This window comes from Streptomyces sp. NH27 (assembly GCF_056859195.1).
In genome coordinates, this window is record NZ_JACEGK010000627.1 from 1 (window position 1) to 4235 (window position 4235).

Sequence of the window (4235 nt, forward strand, 5' to 3'; positions counted from 1 at the left end):
GCCCTGCACGACTGGTCCGTGCGCGCGCCCGAGGCGTTCTGGCGCGCGGTCACCGAGTGGTTCGACGTCCGCTTCTCCACCCCCGCCGACACCGTCCTCGCCGACCCGGCGATGCCCGGCGCGCGCTGGTTCCCCGGCGCCCGGCTCAACTACGCCGAGCACGCCCTGCGCCCCGCCCTCGACCCCGACCGCGCCGATCAGCCCGCGCTCGTCCACGTCGACGAGCGGCACGAACCGGCCACCGTCACCTGGGCCGAACTGAGCCGCCAGGTCGCCTCGCTCGCCGCCGAACTGCGCCGGCTCGGCGTCACCCCCGGCGACCGCGTCAGCGGCTACCTGCCCAACACCGCTCACGCCGTCGCCGCGCTCCTCGCCACCGCGGCCGTCGGCGGCGTATGGACCTCCTGTGCCCCCGACTTCGGCGCCCGCAGCGTCCTGGACCGCTTCCAGCAGGTCGAACCGGTCGTCCTCTTCGCGGTCGACGGCTACCGCTACGGCGGCAAGACGCACGACCGCACCGCCACCGTCGCCGAACTGCGCGCCGGACTGCCCACGTTGCGCGCCACCGTGCACATCCCGCTGCTCGGCACCGAAGCCCCCGAAGGCACCCTGCACTGGGACGCGTTGACCGGATCCGAGGCCGAACCCGAGTACGAGCAGGTCGCGTTCGACCACCCGCTGTGGGTGCTGTACTCCTCCGGCACCACCGGCCTGCCCAAGGCCATCGTCCAGTCCCAGGGCGGCATCCTGCTCGAACACCTCAAGCAGACCGGCCTGCACCTCGATCTCGGCCCCGGCGACCGCTTCTTCTGGTACACCTCCACCGGCTGGATGATGTGGAACTTCCTCGTCTCCGGCCTGCTGGCGGGCGCCACGATCGTGCTCTACGACGGCGCGCCCGGCTACCCCGACACCGCGGCCCAGTGGCGGGTCGCGGAGCGGACCGGCAGCACCGTCTTCGGCACGTCCGCCGCCTACGTCATCGCCTGCCGCAAGGCGGAGGTGCACCCCGGCCGCGACTTCGACCTGTCGGCGGTCAACTGCGTGGCCACCACCGGCTCGCCGCTGCCCCCCGACGGCTTCCGCTGGCTGCACGACGAGGTCGCCGCCGACCTGTGGATCGCCTCGGTCAGCGGCGGCACCGACGTGTGCAGTTGCTTCGCCGGCGGCGTGCCGACCCTGCCGGTCTACGTCGGCGAGCTCCAAGCACCCTGTCTGGGCACGGACCTTCAGGCGTGGGACGCCCAAGGGCGGCCGGTGATCGACGAGGTGGGGGAGTTGGTGGTCGCCAACCCGATGCCCTCGATGCCGATCCGGTTCTGGAACGACCCGGGCGACACCCGCTACCGCGAGAGCTACTTCGAGATGTTCCCCGGCGTGTGGCGGCACGGCGACTGGATCACCCTCACCTCACGCGGCACCGTCGTCATCCACGGCCGCTCCGACTCCACCCTCAACCGCCAAGGCGTCCGGATGGGCTCCTCCGACATCTACGAGGTCGTCGAACGCCTCCCCGAGATCGCCGAATCCCTCGTCATCGGCATCGAACAGCCCGACGGGGGCTACTGGATGCCGCTGTTCGTCCGCCTGACCCCCGGCGCCACGCTCGACGACGGGCTGCGCGACCGCATCCGCACCGCGATCCGCGCCCAACTCTCCCCGCGCCACGTGCCGGACGAGGTCATCGCGGTCCCCGGCGTGCCGCACACCCTCACCGGCAAGCGCATCGAGGTCCCGGTCAAGCGCCTCCTCCAGGGCACCGCGCTCGACAAGGCGGTCAACCCCGGCTCCGTCGACGACCTGGAGGTGCTGCGCTTCTACGAGCGGCTCGCCGCCGAACGCGCCGCCGGCGGCCGCCCGTAGCCGTCGGCCGACATCCGCCACGGCCCGCGGTGCCAGGACAGGTACCGCGGGCCGTCGGGTCACGTCATCCCGTGTACGCCGCGAAGATCTTCGAGAACTCGTACGGCGACTGCGAGATGTTGGTGCACTTGTACAGCGCGCCGGTGCACGCGTTGGCGTCCCGGCCCTCCTCCCAGTACGACAGCATGCCCAGGTGCTTGCTCTGCGCGAAGGAGACCAACTGCCGCGCGTCGGCCTGGTCGTAGACGTTGCCGTCGTCGTTCTGCCCGATCATCGGCGTCACCCCGACCTTCGCCCACAACTGGCTGTCGGAGTCGCCCGGGTAGAGCGTCCCCAGTTGTCCCTCCACGCTGGTGGCCGCCTGGACCGCCGCGTCGCCGTAGTCGGTGCTGCGGTAGTAGTCCATCGCCATCACGTTCACCATGTCGAGGTCGACCCCCGCGTTCAGCGCGGACGTCACCACATTCAGGCCGTCGGCGGTCAGGCCCTCGGGCAGCACCGGCAGGGTGAGCGAGATCTTCAGACCCGGGTGGGTCTGCTGGAGCTCCGCCAGCGCCTGCGAGCGCAGCGCGATCGACGCGGGCTCGGCGACCGCCGACCCCTCGATGTCGAAGTCCACGTACGTCAGCCCGTACGCGTCCACGACGGCGGCGTACTCCGCCTCCAGCGCGTCCGCGGAGAAGCACGCCTGGGCCAACTCGATGCCGCTGGCCCCGCCGAAGGAGATCTTCACGTCCCCGCCGGCCGCCCTGATCGCGTCGATCTGGTCCTTCGCCCACGCCTGGCGCGGGTCGTAGGCGTTGAACCAACTTGCCTTGCAGCCCGCCGAGGTGACGAACGCCAGCGTGAAGTCCTTGAGATTGCCCGACGACGCCATCGTGGTCAGGTTCGGCGTCGGCCACGCGCCCATGTCCACGTACGGAGCCACGTGGATCGGGCCCGCCGTGGGAGTGGTGCCGCCTCCGCCGGTGCTGCCGCCGGTGATCCCGCCGGTGCTCCCTCCGGTCGAGCTGCTTCCCGCGTCGCAGGAGGCGCCGTCGAGCGTGCAGCCGGTCGGCGCGCCCGAACCGTTCGAGACCCAGCCGAAGGTCGCCGAAGCGCCCGGCGCGAGCGAGCCGTTGTAGTCGCGATTGGTGAACGTGTAGTGCGTGCCGCTCTGCGTCTCCAGCGCGTCCCAGTAGCCGCCGACCGTGGTACCCGACGGCAGGTCGAACGCGACCGTCCACGAACCGAGCGTCGCGCCACTGGTGTTGGTGATCGTGTACTGGCCCTGGTAGCCGCCGTCCCAGTCGGATGTCTTCGCGAAGGCCGCTCCGACACCTCCCGCCGCGGACGCCGGCGGGATGAAGAACAGGACGAGCGTGCCGAAGAGCGCGAGCACGAGCGTGAGGGACCTTCGCATACGGACTCCCAGTTGGTCTGGACCAATGCCGCCCAGACATTTGATACTTGACCTGGGCACGACAGTCAAGAGTCCGTACTCCAGCCCGACCCCCGCACTGCCCTCTCGCACGCCCCGCGCGCGTCGCCGCGGCCACCCGCGCCTGTCACCCCGTCAGTTCCGGTGCGAGGCCGCGTTGTCAGTGGGTCCGACTACGGTGAGTGAGTAGTGGTGGTCGGAGCCGAACCGGTTCCGGCCGCACCGACCCGTACCGACCCCAGGGGGAACCCATGCCACCCACCGCCGACCACACCGGCCGACCCGACCAGCGCTCCACCGCCAAGGACGCCCGCACGCGCTCCCGTTCCCGTCCGCGTTCCGACCGCGCCACCCGCTCTGATCAGGCACCCACAGGTGCCCGCGCACCCCGCACCGGCCGCCGCGGCGACCCACCAGGACGTACCCGCCTCCGCCGCGCCCTGCGCCGCGAAGCCCCAACTGTCGTCTCCCTGCTCCTCGACGACCACGACTTCACCGCCATGACCCGCCACCCGAGCTTCCCCTTCGACGACTACGGACAGTACCTGCACCACCTCGACGGACTCCTCCGCGGCCTGCACGCCCAAGGCACCCACGTCGCCGTCACCCACTTCGACCCCGACGCGTACGACGCCTACTGCCGCGGCACCCGCAGACCACCCGACACCTCTCACACCCGCACCCGCTACGTCGCGGAGGCCACCACCACCGGTCCCACCGTCCACTACGCCCGCCAGCCCATCCCCGAACTCCGCGCCGTCCTCACCCGCGAAGCCGACCGCCGCGCCGTCTGGCAGCGTGCCACCGACCTCCTCATGGATGCCGGCGCCTGCCCCGACTGCGGCGAGGACCTCGCGCACTGCGCCTTCGACGACGCCTCCGACACCCTCCTACGCCTCCTCGACGCCGTCGGTCCCGGTGCCCACCACCTCGTGTGCAGCCTCCCCACCGA

2 protein-coding genes and 1 pseudogene are annotated in these 4235 nt (G+C 71.4%); 2 read left to right on the forward strand and 1 reads right to left on the reverse strand.

All coding sequences use genetic code 11. From position 1 onward, the window contains the following. A partial coding sequence (locus tag AC13HU_RS33365) for an acetoacetate--CoA ligase (RefSeq protein WP_483045727.1) occupies positions 1–1863 on the forward strand: 1863 nt, incomplete at its 5' end. A 64-nt stretch (positions 1864–1927) separates the two neighbouring features. Here the strand turns inward: AC13HU_RS33365 and AC13HU_RS33370 are convergent. Next, positions 1928–3265 carry a glycoside hydrolase family 18 protein gene (locus AC13HU_RS33370; RefSeq protein WP_483045728.1) on the reverse strand — a complete coding sequence of 446 codons (1338 nt, stop codon included), beginning with the start codon at positions 3263–3265 and terminating at the stop codon, positions 1928–1930. 269 nt (positions 3266–3534) lie between these two features. Between AC13HU_RS33370 and AC13HU_RS33375 the strand changes: the two are divergent. Continuing rightward, a pseudogene (locus tag AC13HU_RS33375) lies at positions 3535–4235 on the forward strand (hypothetical protein); the annotation flags it as partial.

What these genes read in the sequence shown, in the direction of transcription:
- AC13HU_RS33370 (WP_483045728.1), bottom strand. Translation starts at nt 3,265, where the DNA reads ATGCGAAGGTCCCTCACGCTCGTGCTCGCGCTCTTCGGCACGCTCGTC.